This is a genomic window from Kangiella sp. HZ709, assembly GCF_009674675.1.
Lineage (GTDB): Bacteria > Pseudomonadota > Gammaproteobacteria > Enterobacterales > Kangiellaceae > Kangiella.
Window position 1 is genome coordinate 1,609,200 of the sequence record NZ_WKJC01000001.1, and the last position, 15,176, is coordinate 1,624,375.

A 15,176-nucleotide genomic window follows, 5' to 3' on the forward strand; every position below is an offset into this window, starting at 1 on the left:
CGGTATGTTTGAGCCTAAAGAATCTGAGCAAGTGCAATATATTGAGCCATTAGAATTGAAACAGTGGCTAAGCCAGAGTGATAAACCTTTGCTTATCGATGTGCGCGATGCAAACCATCACCTAGAGTTTAATTTAGGTGGTGATAATATCTCTATTTATGAATTTGCCAGTCAGATTAATCAGTTAGATCCCGATCAAATGGTTGTCATTTACTGCCAAGTGGGACAAAAAAGCTTTAACGCAGCTAGCCTTTTGATTCAAAGTGATTTTAGTTCGGTTTATAGTTTAAAAGGCGGGATAGAAGCTTGGCGAAAGACGGTAACTACTTGAAACCTCTACAATTTGTAACAAATCAAATTGGAGCTTTAACAATATCTTTTGTATAGTGGTTAGATAAATAATAACTTATTCTAAAGCTATGGGATTGTTAGAAAAGACTCCAGAGTACGCTAATAAATTAAGTCCAAAATCAGTTACCGTCACCAGAATAATTTTTTCGATCGTTAGTGTTATTCCAATAATTATTGGAGTAGTGGCAAGAGTAACTAGTGGTAATTGGTATCCATTGTTTATTATGCTTGGCGTGGCAATTGGGTTTTTCTTATTAGGGTTTATTTGGTCCAAAAAACGTTACCAATACTCACGTTGGTGGTATCAAGATGAAGGTCTCTATATCCAAAAAGGTGTCATTTGGCGTAGAAGAATTTTAGTTCCCAAAAATCGAGTTCAACATACAGACGTTTCTCAAGGTCCGCTAGAGCGGAAGTTTGAATTAGGGCAATTAAAAGTCAATACGGCTGGCACTAAGGATGCATCGGTAGAGCTTTCGGGTATCGAGCTAGAAGTAGCAAATGAGTTGCGTAATCGTCTTATCGATGAAACCAACTCGGATGCGGTCTAGAGGTTAGTCATGGAAGAGGTTATTGATAACTCAGCATTAGAGCGAAAACTGCATAATATTTCTCCGCTATTTATACTATGGGAAAATATTAAAAAATTAATTTTTCCTGCTTTGATAGCCGTATTTGGTGTTGGCTCACGCTCCAGTTCCTGGGAGATTTATGCTCTAGGTGGCGCTGCACTTATCAGTGTGATCTCAATTATTCAATTTAAGTTTTATCGCTATTGGTTAGAAGATGATCAAATTCGAGTTAAAGAAGGGATCATTTTTAGAAATTTACGCCAAGTTAAATATAATAAAATCCAAAATTTAAACTTAATTCAAGGACCGCTCCATCGGATTTTTGGGGTGGTTAAAGTGCAGCTGGAGTCGGCGTCAGGTGGAGCACCAGAAGCAATTATCAATGTGGTCAGTTTAGATGCGGTTAAAGAATTACAACAAATTTTGCAGAAACAAGATGGGGTTGATGAGGCGAATGAAGTTGAGCCTACGGAAGCAAAAAAAGAACAGGATTCAATATTAAAATTAAGTTTTGGCGAAATCGTTCGTTACGGATTAATTTCTAATAAAGGCTTGATTGCAGTTGCTGTATTTTTTGGTTTCATTAGTCAATTTATTGGTGATGACAATCCAAAGAATATCCGGTCTGCAATTAAAACCGGAGTGAATTATGTTAGTGATGGTGTGCAAAGTATGGTTCCAGAAACCAGTATGCTCGGCACCATAGTGTTTGCATTTATTATGCTGATAATTGCTCTATCAGTATTATGGATATTATCCATCGGTATGGCTTGGTTAAAATTCCATAACTTCAATCTAACCAAAAAGAATAGCAAGCTCGCAGCCAGTCTTGGTTTACTGACAAAGTTGCAAGCAACAATTCCAACGCAAAGGATCCAAACCATTACAGTCCATAACTCTTGGTTGCATCAGATTTTTGATAGGGTTGGGGTGACCGTTGAAACCGCGGGAGGCGTGAATACTGAGCAGCAAGGTGTGACCATGAAGCAAGTGGCACCAGTATTACCAAAAGCTCAACGACTAGAGTTCTTAGAGCAAATCCAGTCGGATCAAGAGTGGCAAAATCTGCACTGGCAACCGGTAGAAGCCAGAGCTTGGAAGCGGGTTTTTAAAGCTTCGGTGTTTACTTGGGGGCTGCTGCTATTGCCATTGATAGTACACTCGGTGTGGACTTACGCCATAGCTTTCCCAGTTATGATTATCTGGTCATTTTTCTATGCTAAAGCCTATATCAAAAATACAGGTTATTTTATTACCGATAGAATGGCCGCATTTAAAAGTGGCGTGGTCTTTAGAAAAGAAACTTATGTACGTATTCCAAAAGTTCAGACCTTGCGAATTAAAGAAAACTTTTTTGATCGACGTCATAAAATGGCCAAGTTGGAATTAGACACTGCCGGAGCAACCCCTGGCGCACATCATATTGAAATTCCTTACATTAGTTACGAAACGGCCGAAAAATTATATGCTCAAGTAACAGCCAACATTAAAGATATTGAGTTTGAATGGTAGAGCTTTAGCTGAAATTTTGGCAAACTTGCGCCACAGAGATTAATACTTCAAAACTATGCGCAACTATATCGCGGAATACCTAGGCACCTTTATGATGATTTTTGCCGGCACTGGCGCCATGATCATCAATGACGTTTCTGGTGGTGCAATTACTCATGTGGGGGTTGCCCTAACTTGGGGCATGATTGTTGCTGCTGTGATTTATTCCATCGGCGATATTTCAGGAGCCCATCTGAATCCAGCAGTGACTATTGGTTTTGCCGTTGCTAAACGTTTCCCAGTTAAAGAGGTGGCACCTTACATTATTAGCCAACTGGCTGGGGCCTTTAGTGCTTCGCTAGTTTTAGCATGGCTATTTCCTGAACATCAAACCTTAGGCGCGACCATCCCAACTATTGCCGCGGAAAAAGCTTTAGTAGTTGAATTGATCCTAACCTTGATCCTAATGTTTGTAATTATGCATGTGGCTTTCGGAGCAAAAGAAAAAGGCCTTATGGCAGGAGCAGCTATCGGGACCACTGTTGGCTTAGAGGCCATGTTCGCTGGGCCAATTACTAATGCCTCTATGAATCCAGCACGCTCTATTGCGCCAGCAGTAGTCTCAGGAAATCTTGAACATTTATGGCTCTATATTGTCGCAACCATTGCGGGCGCTATTTTGGCAGTTCTTGTCTCTAAATATCTAATGAAAGAAACCGCTTCTTAAGGTCAAAGGTCATACCGCTTAATCCTTAATAAATGCTAGAATAGGTGCAATTTTTATCAGCAAATAAGATTGCACTATGAACTCTGAATTTTCTAAACACATTCAACAGCAGATTGATGAAGTAAAAGCTGCCGGTTTGTATAAAGCCGAACGCGTTATTAACTCTCAGCAAGCGGCTGACATTTCTGTAACTAGTGGCCAAGATGTCCTTAATTTCTGTGCGAATAATTACCTAGGCTTAGCTAACGCGCCTGAACTGATTGATGCCGGACAAAAAGCCTTAGATGAATTTGGCTATGGCATGGCATCTGTTCGTTTTATTTGCGGTACGCAAACGGTTCATAAAGAACTAGAAAGTCGTATCAGTAAGTTTTTAGGGATGGAAGATACGATCTTATACTCTTCTTGCTTTGATGCTAATGCGGGTTTATTTGAGACGCTTTTAAGCAAAGAAGATGCGATTATCTCTGATGCTTTGAATCATGCTTCAATTATTGATGGCGTACGTTTATGTAAAGCCATGCGTTATCGTTACGCCAATAATGATATGGCAGAATTAGAGAAACAATTACAACAGGCAGAAGCGGATGGCGCGCGTCATAAGTTAATTGTGACTGATGGCGTTTTCTCGATGGATGGGATCATTGCTAATTTAAAAGCAGTTTGTGATCTAGCCGATAAATACAATGCGCTAGTCATGGTAGATGACTCTCACGCCGTAGGTTTTATTGGTGAAAAAGGTAAAGGCTCGCATGAATTTTGTGATGTGATGGGACGCGTGGATATTATTACTGGAACTCTAGGTAAAGCATTAGGCGGCGCATCCGGGGGCTATACATCAGCTAGTAAAGAAGTGGTTGAATGGTTGCGCCAGCGCTCGCGTCCTTATTTATTCTCGAATACCTTAGCGCCAGTTATTGCTTCGGCCAGTTTGCGAGTGTTGGACATGTTAGAAGCCAGTGATGATTTACGTATCAAGTTGCGCAAAAATAGTGAATATTTCAGAACTAAAATGAGTGCGTTAGGGTTTGAGTTAGTACCAGGTGAACATCCGATTATTCCTGTGATGTTGGGTGATGCTTCATTAGCATCTAAGTTTGCAGACATGATGCTGGAAGAAGGCATTTATGTGGTGGGTTTCTCTTTCCCTGTAGTACCACAAGGCCAAGCACGAATTCGCACACAAATGTCCGCAGCGCATGATATCAAGCATATAGACAAAGCAATTGCGGCATTTGAAAAAGTGGGCCGTGCATTAAAGGTTATTTCTTAAAAAATAAGTGTACTCATAGGTAAATTAACATGAAAACCTTAAGTAAAGCGAAAGCGGAAAAGGGCATCTGGATGGTGGATCAACCTAGACCAGAACTTGGCCATAATGACGTCTTGATCAAAATTAAAAAAACCGCGATTTGTGGTACCGATATGCACATTTATCATTGGGATGAATGGGCGCAAAACACTATCCCTGTACCAATGACTGTAGGTCATGAGTATGTGGGTACGATTGAAGCTGTGGGTCAAGAAGTAACGAGTTTTAAAGTGGGCGAGCGTGTTTCTGGAGAAGGGCATATTACTTGTGGTTTTTGTCGAAACTGCCGTGCTGGGCGCCGTCATTTATGCCGCAATACCACAGGCGTTGGGGTTGATCGTCCGGGCGCTTTTGGCGAATACTTGGTTATTCCAGCTGAAAATGCTTATAAAATCCCAGATGATATTTCCGATGAATTAGCTTCAATTCTCGATCCTTTTGGTAATGCAGCTCATACCGCTTTATCCTTCGATTTAGTTGGCGAAGATGTGCTAATTACCGGCGCTGGACCTATTGGTATTATGGCTGCGGCGATTGCAAAACATGTTGGCGCACGTCATGTAGTGATCACAGATATTAACGATTACCGGTTAGATTTAGCTAAACAAATGGGTGCTACGCGAACAGTTAATGTCACCCAGGAAAAGCTGGAAGACGTTATGTCCGAAATTGGCATGACAGAAGGTTTTGACGTTGGATTAGAAATGTCTGGTGTACCAGTTGCTTTTCAATCAATGTTAAAAACCATGAATCATGGTGGTAAAATTGCAATGTTAGGAATTCCTTCGAGCGATATGGCGATTGATTGGAATCAAATTATTTTTAAGGGACTAGTCCTAAAAGGTATTTATGGGCGCGAAATGTATGAGACTTGGTATAAGATGATTGCTATGTTGCAATCAGGTTTAGACATTTCACCGGTTATTACTCATCGCTTTAATGTGAATGAGTTTGAAGAAGGCTTTGAAACTATGGCAAGTGGCCAATCGGGTAAGGTGGTGCTAAGTTGGGATTAGAAAACAGCGGCGTTTGTACCGAGATAAGGATTAGGAGATAAAGGATATGTACTGGCGGAGTTGGCAAGACTTAAGTAAGCAAGAGTTATACGACTTGTTGCAACTTCGTTTAGCCGTCTTTTCGGTGGAGCAAGATTGTCCTTATCAAGATTGCGATGATTTAGACCAAGTAGCGCATCACTTATTGGCCTATAATGATAATCAATTGGTAGGTTATTTACGAGTTTTTGAGGCGCTGGATAAATATCAAGGGAATGCTTCGATTGGACGAGTTTGTAGTTGTGAGAGTATGCGTGGAAGTGGCTTTGGGAAACAGCTGATGCAAGCTGCGGTTATTTATTGTGATGAAAACTTTAATAAAACCATCATTATTTCTGCACAGGCTTATTTACGAGATTTTTATCATGAGTTTGGTTTTGACGTGGCTTCCGAGATTTATCTAGAAGATGGTATAGAGCATATAAAAATGGTTCGAGAGATGCAGCATGATTAATTGGCAACATTTTTTAAATAGAGCAGGTAAGGTCACCATAGCCTTAGTGGCTATTAGCGTGATTGTGAGTTTGCTCACTTGGTGGGGAACCAATCAGCACACCTATTGGGTTTATTTCGATTGGCAGCTCATTACCCAAGGACAAATCTGGCGTTTAGTTTCGCCAATATTCCTACATTTTATGATTGCAGGATTACCGATTCACTTATTATTTAATATGATGTGGTTATGGGACTTGGGAGGCTCGATAGAAAAAGCCAAAGGCGCTAATTATTTATTAGCGGTTGTATTAATTACAGGCGTTGGCTCTAATTTAGCCCAGTATTTTAGTTCTAGTTTATTCGGCAATGGTTTCAGCTTCTTTGGTGGTATGTCTGGAGTTGTTTATGGATTGCTGGGTTTTATTTTTGTCCGTCGTCGTTTTGACCCTTTTTTCCCTTTGCGTTTAAATGATGCCATTATGAACTTTATGCTCATTTGGTTAGTGTTAGGGTTTACAGGGCTAGTGGGGAGTGTCGCTAATGCGGCGCATTTATCTGGTTTAATTATTGGTGCTGGCTTAGGTTACTTAACGGCAAAAACAAAGCGGTTCTAATGTTTAAACATATTTCAGTAGCAGATACCGCAGAAAAATTAAAACAAAAAGCAGTCACAATTGCGGATATTCGCGATCCCCAATCGTTTAAAGCAGGCCATATTGCTGAGTCATTTAATATCAATAATCAAAATGCAGCAGAGTTTATTGAGCAGCAAGAAAAATCAAAACCTTTGATAGTCGTTTGTTACCACGGCCATAGCAGTCAACCAGCCGCACAGTATTTTGCCAGTCAAGGCTTTACAGAGGTTTACAGCCTCGATGGCGGCTTTGAGGTTTGGAAATTAACTCAAGCAGTTGAAGAGTCTTCTTGAGAGAATTTTTCGTTTAGAATTTGTTGAGCTTCCTCTAATGAATCAGCGTTAACCATTAGCGGAACTTCGCCAAGGGCGAAAGAGTAAGTAGAGTGGAAATGTTCGTGCATAACATTAGCCCGAATACCGTTATTCTCGAGAAGCCCTTTAGCAATATGTGCAAGCATAGTATTTGGGAAAGTTGCTACTGTTGAAAGTCCCATGGTATATCCTTTAGAATTTATTAATGCTAATTAAAGCAATTTAGCCATTAGTAAATGATAAAAGCAATCAAATAACAATTCATGGTAATTATTTGTGAACAAGTGGCAGAAAACATCTGACGAAGTTATCAAAACCTTACCCTACTCGGTCGCCGAGTGGTTATTAGAGTATGGCTCCTTAACTGAAAAATTAGAAGCTCGCATTGGGCAAAAAATTAATATTAAGGTACTACAAGAGTCAGTTTCGGAAGCGAATAGCAAAGAAGCCGAATTACTAAGTCTTGAGCGCGGTAACGAAATTTGGACAAGAGAAGTGTTGCTTTATGGTTCTGAAAATCCATGGATTTACGCTAAAACAATAGTGCCCATGAATAGCGCTTTTTTAATCGAGTCTTTAGGTGATAAGCCGCTTGGAAGTATTTTATTTTCTGAAAAAGAACTGCAAAGGCAAATGTTACGTGTGCGACAGTTAGATCATAAGCATCATTTATTTCAGTGTGCTAAAACTAATTGTGATTTTGAAATTGAAAAGCTTTGGGCTAGACGCTCTTTATGGCAGAATTCAAAGCACAAGGAGCTAGAGCTTTTAGTCTCAGAAGTATTCTTGCCAGACTCACCATTATATTAGGCATAATAAAAACAAAAATGAAGCAGACAAAATTTTATAGCTATTTTCAATTAATGCGCCTGGATAAGCCCATCGGGATCTACCTGTTGCTTTGGCCAACTCTGTGGGCTTTGTGGATCGCGGCAGAAGGAATTCCAGAATCTTGGACGCTTTTGGTATTTTGCTTAGGGGTTTTGATTATGCGTTCAGCAGGATGCATTATTAACGATTATGCTGATAGAGATTTTGATGCACATGTAACAAGGACTAAACAACGTCCTTTAGCACAAAATAAAATCAGTACAAAAGGCGCCTTGCTTTTATTTTCAATATTAATTGGAATCGCTTTTGCTTTAGTCTTAACGCTCAATAGCCTAACGATTAAATTAAGTTTTATCGCTGCAATGCTCGCTTCTTTTTATCCTTTTATGAAACGCTATACATACTTTCCGCAAATGATACTGGGTGCGGCCTTTGCATGGTCTATTCCCATGGCTTTTGCTGCAGTACAAAATCAAGTGCCATTAATAAGCTGGATAATATATCTTTCGACACTCTTGTGGGTGTTGGCATACGATACTTTATATGGAATGGTCGATAGAGATGACGATTTAAAACTAGGCTTAAAATCAACCGCAATTTTATTTGGTGATGCTGATTTAGTGATTGTTACTTGGATCCAGGGGCTATTTCTTGCAGGAATGTTTTTACTGGCGCAACAATTAGAGCTTGGAATCTACTACTATATAGGCTGGGCAGTAGCGGTAGCTTTAGTTGCATGGCAACTGTATCAATGCCGCTCTCGAAAAACAGAAGTATATTTCAAATCATTTTTACAGAATAATTATGTAGGGCTGGTATTATTTCTAGGAATAGCAGCCCATTACTATTTCGAACAAATTTAATCTTCAGAAACAGCTTCAGGAGAAGCATGCTTTAAACTTCTGGCAGCTAGCTGTAAACCCTGCTGTACAGGAATAGATAAAATTTCCATCAGTTTTTGATGCAGTTGATGAGATTTATCGGTGGCTTTAATACCCATGCCTTCTTGATGAATGATATAACCCTCTTCTTTTAAGACCTTAACTTGATTCTTAAATAGATTTTTGTCAGAAAATTCTGGAGCATTAATGCCATAAAGCGCAGAAATACGTTGTGCCAGTTTTTGGCTTTCTTGCTCGAGTTGGACTCGACGTAAGGTGGTTTTATCAGCAAAAGATTCAAGGATCGTTAAAGTTATTGCATAACGCTGTAGTGCTGGCTGAATAGCTTCTGATAAAAGGATTAGGCGTGTCCACTGCGGTGTATCAGCATGCGGAACGCAGTAATTTTTTGCGCCCATATTTAAAAGACCTTGATCGAGCATAGTCTCTAGTAAAAGCTCAACTCGCTCAGCTAATTCGTTTTTATGCCAATGTATATAGAGTTCTTTTTGCAAGAAAGGATAAAAAGCTTCTACATAGCTAATAATTTTTTCTTTAGAGATATGATTATGACGCTGGAATAAAGAGGCAATCAAGGATGGGATAGCAAAAAGATGCAAAATGTTATTACTATAATAAGTCGAAAGTATTCGCTCATCGCCTTCGATGGAAATAACATTACCGGCTGGGTCATTAGTTTCGTATGCCATACCTAATTTTATGGCGGTGCTCACCAGTTCTTCAGCACTTTCAGAGGCTAAATTAGTGTATGAGCTATAAGGCGCTGCAGTAAGCAACGCTAGTAAGGCATTAAGTTGTGCGATTAATTCGGCTTTGTCCATGGCTTGTCTGGGTGTGCCCAATAAAGCCATGCTGACAAGACAGACACTGTTGACACTTACAGCGGCGTTAATTCTTCGGTTAATTTCATCGCCTAAATGCAGCATTTGAGAATTAACCCAATCGGCTTTTTTATCTGAATTTAGGTACTCACGCCAATCATTAACGTTTTGATCTAAGTAATCATTCAATTTAAGCGGTTCACCAAAATTCAAATAAACCTTACCGTAAAAACGTTTTAAAGCTTTGCGAACGCCTAACAGTTGACCAAAAGACTCTTGCTTCTTTTCTTGGCCGCGCAATTCTCCCACATAGCTTTTACCCTCAAACATTTTTTCATAGCCAATATATACGGGTACGAAAACAATAGGTTTACGAATGCCTCGCAACATACCTTGCACGGTCATTCCAAGCATCCCAGTTTTAGGCGACAACAAACGGCCTGTTCTACTTCGACCGCCTTCTTGGAAATATTCCACAGGAATACCTTTATTGAGTAAACGGTAAAGATATTCATTGAACACAGTAGAATAAAGTTTATTTCCTTTAAAGGAACGTCTTAAGAAAAAAGCACCACCTTTACGCAAAATAGATCCAATTGGCCAGAAGTTTAAATTAACGCCAGCAGCAATGTGCGGAGGTGCTAAGCCTTCGCGGTAAAGTTGATACGAAAGCAAAAGGTAATCGGTATGGCTACGATGGCAAGGAACATAGATCAATTCGTGTTCTTGCGCTAGTTCGCGAATATTTTTTATGTTATTAACTTCGATGCCAGTGTAAATCTTGTCCCAAAGACGACTTAAAGCAGACGATAGAAAGCGGATCATTCGCGGACTATAGCTAGCGGCGATTTCTTTAACGTATTTTTCGGCATCGGTTTTTACTTTAGCAATACTTTTATTAGTTCGAGACGCTTCTTCAATAATGACATTCTGTACGTCATTCGATGCAACGATACCAGCAACCAACCCTCGACGGTTTTCACTACGAGGTCCCATAGATGCAACCCAATGACGATTAAAATAAACGCGAAGGATACGAGAAATTTTATGCGAAGTCTTAGAAGTGTCTTGAGTAAGATTTACGGCTTTAGAATTTAGACGGATAGGCTTGCCATATTGGATAAAGCATTGTCGCCCCAAAAACAGAATAATAAGTAACTTACCTAAACGACCTGTTTCTTCCATATTTGAAATAAAATAGCGTAAAAAGGATTTTTCTTTGCCAGGATTACGCCCCCAATAAATGGAAACAGGGACTAACTTATAATTTTTATTCGGATTTTGCTTTTGCTGATCTAATAGATTGGCAATATAGGCTTTGTGTTCGGTGAGTTTACGCTTATAACTGAACCATTTAGGTCGATTATTGATAAATAAACAGGCACCAGACTCCGGTGACTGTTGATCATTGTAATGTGCAGCAGGTAACTTTAAATCTTTAGTCTTTTGCTTAAGAATTTTTATTGTAGAGATAGATTTTGTTCGAAGCACATACACAATATGATCATCTGCATCCAATGAAAACTCTTGCTTTGGATCCGCTGGAACATGATGTGCTTTGACTAGCCAATTAAAAGGGGCTTTAAATAGCGATAATGTAAAACGACTAATAGTATCTGCTAATGACATAAAGTTCTCTTAAAGTAATAATTCGATAGGATGCGAGTGACTTAGAAAGTCACGTGGGCTGGCAGTATAACCGTAGGCACCGGATTGATGAACCGCGATTAAATCGCCAATAGTCGCATGTGGTAATTCCATTTTACTGGCAAGTATATCTAAAGGAGTGCATAAAGGCCCGACTACATCGACCAGTTGCGTATCGGAAGAATCCATTTTATTAGCGACGACAACAGGATAATTCTTTCTGATGATTTGTCCAAAATTACCAGAAGCAGCAAGATGATGATGTAAGCCGCCATTGGTAATTAGATAAGTTTTATCACGCGATGTTTTTTTATCAGTGACTTCACATACATAGAGTCCAGCATTGCCAACAATATAACGACCCAGTTCCAATATAATTTCACAATCGTTAGTGATGTCTTGGTATTCGTTAAAAAGCTTTTTAAGATTATCAGAAATTTCGGTTAGCTCTAGATGTTTATCCCCTGGAAAGTAAGGAATGCCTAAGCCGCCGCCAATGTTCAAATGCTCGAGTGTAAACCCGTATTGCTTATGTAATCGTTGTACTAAGGCAAAAATATTATCGTGAGCAGAAATTATAGATTGCGGATTAAGGTTTTGTGAGCCGGTAAAAATGTGCAAACCTATCAACTGTAGATGTGGGTCTTCTAATAAAGTAAAAACAGGACCCAGCTGCTCTACATCTATACCAAATTGCTGTGAGCCACCACCCATCTTCATGCCCGAAGATTTAAGTTCAAAATCTGGATTGATTCGAAGTGCGATATTGGCTATGGCATTAGTAGCTTCAGCAATATTTTTTATTCGTTCAAGCTCTGTTAATGACTCAACATTGATAGTAATGCCGCTGGCAATTGCCATCGCTAATTCTTGCGGATTCTTAGCAGGGCCAGCGAAACTGATTTTTTCTGCCGGCATATCGCTTGCTAAAGCAATATTTAATTCTTTACCGGAAGCCACATCTAAACCATCAACTAAATTAGCAATATAAGAAACTAATTGCGGCATTGGATTAGCTTTTATCGCATAATGTAAACTAACTTGCGGGAAATATTTCTTTAAGCGGTCGATATTCGTTTTAATTGCTTCTTTGGAATAAATATAAAAAGGAGTTTGCCCTGCGATAGTGGCAATTGTACTGATGCTACAGCCGGCAATATTGATTTCATTATCTCGTACAGCAAATTGTGTCATGCTGGCATGCTTGATTTGCTTTTTAGGTTTTTTTAAATCACTCATTAAAATTATTGTTCCAAGTGTTTAAACTGTTGCTTCAGTTGCTTGCGATCAATTTTACCATTAGGATTGCGCGGTAATTTTTTGACCAGCTCAATGTATTTAGGCTGCATAAAGTTTGGTAAATTTTTCATGCAGTATTTTTTGATGCTAGCTTCTTCAATTTGTGCGTCAGCATTAATTACTAACATGACAGCTTGACCTAGTTGGTCATCGGCGATGCCTAAAGCTGCAACTTCTTTAATGCCATCCATTAAAAATAGAGTGTCTTCGAGCTCGCTAGGACTTATGCGATAACCTGAGCATTTTATCATATCATCTGCTCTGCCGATAAAGTATAAAAAGCCATCTTTATCACGGCGCACCTGATCGCCTGACCAAACTGCAAGCTCTGTTAGATAATTAGATGATTTACCGATAGGTCTAAAACGCTTGGCAGTTTTTTCAGGTGCATTCCAATAGCCTAAACTGACATGACTGCCTCTATGAACTAACTCGCCGGGCTCTTCATCATCGCAAACAGATCCATCTTCCCTTAGTACTAGAATTTCAGCATTAGGAATGGCTTTACCGATCGAATCAGGTCGTTTTTCAATTTCATTAGGATCTAAATAGGTAGAACGAAACGCTTCTGTCAGTCCATACATTAAATACGGACTGGTGCCTGGCAACTCTTTTTGTAAAGCGGTTAAGGTCGCTTTGGGCATAGCGCCGCCACTATTGGTAATGTAGCGTAGGCTTTGCTGACAGGACTCCGGCCATTCCAATTGCGCCAATTGAAACCATAAAGGCGGCACTGCGGCTAACCCAGTGACATGATGCTTTTCTACTTGGCGGATAACGTCTCTTGGCAGCAGATATTCCATTAAAATTACGGTTGCACCCACTAAGAGGCTGGTAGTAATTTGGCTTAAACCATAATCGAAACTTAAAGGCAGCACTGCAAGTATAATGTCGTCACTCGTGTTTTTTAAATAAGAGCTAACGCTTTGCGCACCAGCGATTAAGTTACGGTGAGAGAGACAAACACCTTTAGGATTTCCAGTTGAGCCAGAGGTATAAAGAATCGCTGCTAAATCTTGATCGATACGTTGGCGGCGTGCCAGTGTCTTAGAGTCATCATTCAGTAAACTATTCCAAAAAGAAATAGAAAGATGTTTAACTAAATCTGTATCGAACTTGTCATCTACTAAAACCAAATGCTTTAGCTCTTTAGCATTGCTATATATCTCAGCTAATTGTTTACTCCGCGGCCCACTGGTAACCAAAAGTTCTACATTACAATCTTGTAGAATATAGCTGACTTGATGTGGTTTTAATAAAGGATTGACTGGAACAAAAACCAAGCCGGCACGACTAGCGGCAAGTTTACTGACTACGGCTTCAATTTGTTTCGGCAGATAAATGGCAATGCGACTACCAGCGGCAAGCCCTAATTGAATTAACCGATCCGCGAAGATTGAGACTTGTTGCTCAAGAGTTTGGTAATCGAGTTGTTGCTTATTATCATTTAGCGCAACTTTTTGCGGAAATTGCAAAGCAGTTTGCGTTAGAATTTTATCTAGCTGACTATACATCCGTTATTATAGCATCTATAAACTTTGCTGATATTGTAGCTTTTTCAATCAGTTGCGTCAGCTTTATAGGCTAAAACTCTAATAATTATTAAAGTAAGGATTTAAGGATATCCGATGCGACTTATTTGGTTGACCGTTATCATTCTCATTGCCTATGGCTCGCTGTATCCGTTTAACTTTGATTTTAACCGCTCATTGCCAACTGATTTAGTCGCCTGGTTGCAGAATTGGGAACAAAGAACCATCCGCAGTGATTTGATCGCCAATATTTTGCTTTTTATTCCATTTGGGTTTTTAGGAGCTTTAAATATACAGCAAGATGGGCGACGTTCACCGCTTTTGTCAGCAATATGGTTGGTTTTTATGGGTGTTGGCTTCGCATTGTCATTGCAGATTTTACAGTTTTATTTGCCCTCTAGAGTGCCTCATGCAGCCGATGCGCTGGTTAATAGCATTGGGATCTTGTTAGGAATTTCGGTAGCAGCCTATACCAATAGCCAGCGTATTCGACGCTTGATCCCACAGCAATTCCAATTCCATTTAACTCCGGCACTGTTGGTTTTATGTTTATGGTTAGGCTGGGCATTTTTCCCTTATATTCCAGTTTTTGAAACAAAACAAATCGGTATAGGCATAGAGTCCGTTTATAACAGCCAATGGTATTGGCAGGACTGGTTGAAATTTATTCTCTTCTGGTTAATGTTTTATCTGAGTTTTAGCCGCGTTATGAATCGAGATTATTCAATCAATGTTTTGCTTGTTGTAACCATTTTTATTTTAGCAATAAAGCTCAGCATGTTTTGGAGTCAAATCGGTTGGAGTGAAATTAGTGCCGTACCTTTGGCGGTAATTTTACATCGAAGCCTCTCTGGTCAATTTAAGTTTATGATGATTGCCTTATTAGCAGCGTTAATCTTGTTATTAGAATTTGTATTTCCTTTTCAGTGGATCACAGATCTTGGAACCTTAAATACGATCCAATGGATCCCGTTCAAGAAATTCTTAGGCGGTAGCACCTGGTTTCATTTGAGTAATTTATTCCAATATTCTTTGCTGGTGACTTCTTTGGGTTATGCGTTAGCACGTTGGTTTAGCAGCTATCGCTTGGCATTTCTATTTGTGATGTTACTGATCTTGCTGTTAAGTACTTTACAGTTATTCTTACAGGGTCAATCACCAGATGTGACCGACTGGATTTTAGCCCTAGTGTTAATGACCTTCTTGGAAAGAGTAGATTCTATTAGGCGCTAGTTTCTACTCATGTAATTTC

The 15,176-nt window shown here is 39.5% G+C and carries 16 protein-coding genes; 12 read left to right on the top strand and 4 right to left on the bottom strand.

The window, feature by feature from the left end; genetic code table 11:
* Positions 1 to 4 precede the first annotated feature (4 nt).
* From GJS41_RS07540 to glpE, 9 genes are all read left to right on the top strand, one after another.
* Positions 5 to 331, top strand: coding sequence for a rhodanese-like domain-containing protein (locus GJS41_RS07540; protein WP_154246666.1), 327 nt, complete (start codon positions 5 to 7; stop codon positions 329 to 331).
* Positions 332 to 425: 94 nt separating this feature from the next.
* Positions 426 to 902 (top strand): PH domain-containing protein, encoded by a 477-nt coding sequence (locus tag GJS41_RS07545; protein WP_195758356.1) that lies wholly within the window; start codon positions 426 to 428, stop codon positions 900 to 902.
* A gap of 9 nt (positions 903 to 911) precedes the next feature.
* A complete protein-coding gene (locus GJS41_RS07550) occupies positions 912 to 2,435 on the top strand; it encodes a PH domain-containing protein (RefSeq protein WP_154246668.1) in 1,524 nt (507 codons plus the stop codon).
* A 55-nt stretch (positions 2,436 to 2,490) separates the two neighbouring features.
* On the top strand, positions 2,491 to 3,141 hold the full coding sequence (locus GJS41_RS07555; RefSeq protein ID WP_154246669.1) for an MIP/aquaporin family protein: 651 nt from the start codon (positions 2,491 to 2,493) through the stop codon (positions 3,139 to 3,141).
* 76 nt (positions 3,142 to 3,217) lie between these two features.
* A complete protein-coding gene (locus GJS41_RS07560) occupies positions 3,218 to 4,414 on the top strand; it encodes a glycine C-acetyltransferase (protein ID WP_154246670.1) in 1,197 nt (398 codons plus the stop codon).
* A 29-nt stretch (positions 4,415 to 4,443) separates the two neighbouring features.
* Positions 4,444 to 5,469 (top strand): L-threonine 3-dehydrogenase, encoded by a 1,026-nt coding sequence (tdh, locus tag GJS41_RS07565; protein ID WP_154246671.1) that lies wholly within the window; start codon positions 4,444 to 4,446, stop codon positions 5,467 to 5,469.
* A gap of 46 nt (positions 5,470 to 5,515) precedes the next feature.
* Entirely contained in the window at positions 5,516 to 5,962 is a 447-nt protein-coding gene (locus GJS41_RS07570) for a GNAT family N-acetyltransferase (RefSeq protein WP_154246672.1), read from the top strand.
* A complete protein-coding gene (locus GJS41_RS07575; RefSeq protein ID WP_154246673.1) occupies positions 5,955 to 6,557 on the top strand; it encodes a rhomboid family intramembrane serine protease in 603 nt (200 codons plus the stop codon). The genes GJS41_RS07570 and GJS41_RS07575 overlap by 8 nt, the downstream gene beginning before the upstream one ends.
* Complete coding sequence (gene glpE, locus GJS41_RS07580; protein ID WP_154246674.1) at positions 6,557 to 6,871, top strand: thiosulfate sulfurtransferase GlpE; 315 nt, start codon at positions 6,557 to 6,559, stop codon at positions 6,869 to 6,871. The genes GJS41_RS07575 and glpE overlap by 1 nt, the downstream gene beginning before the upstream one ends.
* Here the strand turns inward: glpE and GJS41_RS07585 are convergent.
* Positions 6,847 to 7,074 carry a DUF2007 domain-containing protein gene (locus tag GJS41_RS07585; RefSeq protein WP_154246675.1) on the bottom strand — a complete coding sequence of 76 codons (228 nt, stop codon included), beginning with the start codon at positions 7,072 to 7,074 and terminating at the stop codon, positions 6,847 to 6,849. The two genes, glpE and GJS41_RS07585, sit on opposite strands and share 25 nt — an antisense overlap.
* 94 nt (positions 7,075 to 7,168) lie before the next feature.
* Between GJS41_RS07585 and GJS41_RS07590 the strand changes: the two genes are divergently transcribed.
* Positions 7,169 to 7,702 carry a chorismate lyase gene (locus GJS41_RS07590; protein ID WP_370515656.1) on the top strand — a complete coding sequence of 178 codons (534 nt, stop codon included), beginning with the start codon at positions 7,169 to 7,171 and terminating at the stop codon, positions 7,700 to 7,702.
* A complete protein-coding gene (gene ubiA, locus GJS41_RS07595; RefSeq protein ID WP_370515679.1) occupies positions 7,693 to 8,586 on the top strand; it encodes a 4-hydroxybenzoate octaprenyltransferase in 894 nt (297 codons plus the stop codon). The genes GJS41_RS07590 and ubiA overlap by 10 nt, the downstream gene beginning before the upstream one ends.
* On the opposite strand, the gene plsB is transcribed toward ubiA, so the two are convergent.
* From plsB to GJS41_RS07610, 3 genes are read right to left on the bottom strand one after another with little or no spacing between them, the layout of a single operon-like run.
* Complete coding sequence (gene plsB, locus GJS41_RS07600; RefSeq protein WP_154246677.1) at positions 8,583 to 11,075, bottom strand: glycerol-3-phosphate 1-O-acyltransferase PlsB; 2,493 nt, start codon at positions 11,073 to 11,075, stop codon at positions 8,583 to 8,585. The genes ubiA and plsB overlap by 4 nt on opposite strands.
* A gap of 9 nt (positions 11,076 to 11,084) precedes the next feature.
* A complete protein-coding gene (locus GJS41_RS07605; RefSeq protein WP_227551268.1) occupies positions 11,085 to 12,332 on the bottom strand; it encodes a pyridoxal-dependent decarboxylase, exosortase A system-associated in 1,248 nt (415 codons plus the stop codon).
* 5 nt (positions 12,333 to 12,337) lie between these two features.
* On the bottom strand, positions 12,338 to 13,906 hold the full coding sequence (locus GJS41_RS07610) for an acyl-CoA ligase (AMP-forming), exosortase A system-associated (RefSeq protein WP_154246678.1): 1,569 nt from the start codon (positions 13,904 to 13,906) through the stop codon (positions 12,338 to 12,340).
* 114 nt (positions 13,907 to 14,020) lie between these two features.
* On the opposite strand from GJS41_RS07610, the gene GJS41_RS07615 reads away from it, so the two are divergent.
* A complete protein-coding gene (locus GJS41_RS07615; protein ID WP_154246679.1) occupies positions 14,021 to 15,157 on the top strand; it encodes a VanZ family protein in 1,137 nt (378 codons plus the stop codon).
* The last annotated feature ends 19 nt before the right edge of the window (positions 15,158 to 15,176 follow it).

Excerpts from the sequence above, each read along its gene's own strand:
- tdh (WP_154246671.1), top strand. The coding sequence starts at position 4,444 with ATGAAAACCTTAAGTAAAGCGAAAGCGGAAAAGGGCATCTGGATGGTG.
- glpE (WP_154246674.1), top strand. The coding sequence starts at position 6,557 with ATGTTTAAACATATTTCAGTAGCAGATACCGCAGAAAAATTAAAACAA.
- GJS41_RS07585 (WP_154246675.1), bottom strand. The coding sequence starts at position 7,074 with ATGGGACTTTCAACAGTAGCAACTTTCCCAAATACTATGCTTGCACAT.
- GJS41_RS07575 (WP_154246673.1), top strand. The coding sequence starts at position 5,955 with ATGATTAATTGGCAACATTTTTTAAATAGAGCAGGTAAGGTCACCATA.
- GJS41_RS07610 (WP_154246678.1), bottom strand. The coding sequence starts at position 13,906 with ATGTATAGTCAGCTAGATAAAATTCTAACGCAAACTGCTTTGCAATTT.
- GJS41_RS07570 (WP_154246672.1), top strand. The coding sequence starts at position 5,516 with ATGTACTGGCGGAGTTGGCAAGACTTAAGTAAGCAAGAGTTATACGAC.
- GJS41_RS07615 (WP_154246679.1), top strand. The coding sequence starts at position 14,021 with ATGCGACTTATTTGGTTGACCGTTATCATTCTCATTGCCTATGGCTCG.
- GJS41_RS07550 (WP_154246668.1), top strand. The coding sequence starts at position 912 with ATGGAAGAGGTTATTGATAACTCAGCATTAGAGCGAAAACTGCATAAT.
- plsB (WP_154246677.1), bottom strand. The coding sequence starts at position 11,075 with ATGTCATTAGCAGATACTATTAGTCGTTTTACATTATCGCTATTTAAA.
- GJS41_RS07560 (WP_154246670.1), top strand. The coding sequence starts at position 3,218 with ATGAACTCTGAATTTTCTAAACACATTCAACAGCAGATTGATGAAGTA.
- GJS41_RS07555 (WP_154246669.1), top strand. The coding sequence starts at position 2,491 with ATGCGCAACTATATCGCGGAATACCTAGGCACCTTTATGATGATTTTT.
- GJS41_RS07605 (WP_227551268.1), bottom strand. The coding sequence starts at position 12,332 with ATGAGTGATTTAAAAAAACCTAAAAAGCAAATCAAGCATGCCAGCATG.
- GJS41_RS07540 (WP_154246666.1), top strand. The coding sequence starts at position 5 with ATGTTTGAGCCTAAAGAATCTGAGCAAGTGCAATATATTGAGCCATTA.